Here is a 281-nt window from a genome sequence, read left to right on the forward strand (position 1 = left end):
GGGCTTCTTCTACGGCAACGTGATCAACCACTCGATCAGCGTGGACCGCATCGAATTCGCCGATGGCAGCTTGCTCACCGATGCCGAGATTCAGGCCGCTATTAGCGTGGTGCGACCGGCAGTTCAAGGCATGACACTCAACGGCACAAGTGCCGGCGAGACGCTGACAGGCACGGAGAACAACGACCAGGTCTACGGCAATAGCGGCGACGACGTGCTGGACGGCGGAGCCGGCGACGACCTGCTGCAGGGCGGCACGGGCAGCGACGTGTACCTGTTCG

The 281-nt window shown here is 63.0% G+C and carries 1 protein-coding gene; it reads left to right on the plus strand.

The genetic code is table 11. The features are described from left to right. Positions 1–281 (plus strand): hypothetical protein (locus ACY0MJ_RS22350; RefSeq protein WP_462640761.1); only part of this gene is annotated, 281 nt, incomplete at both ends.

The organism is Ramlibacter sp. bp-362, from assembly GCF_054956735.1.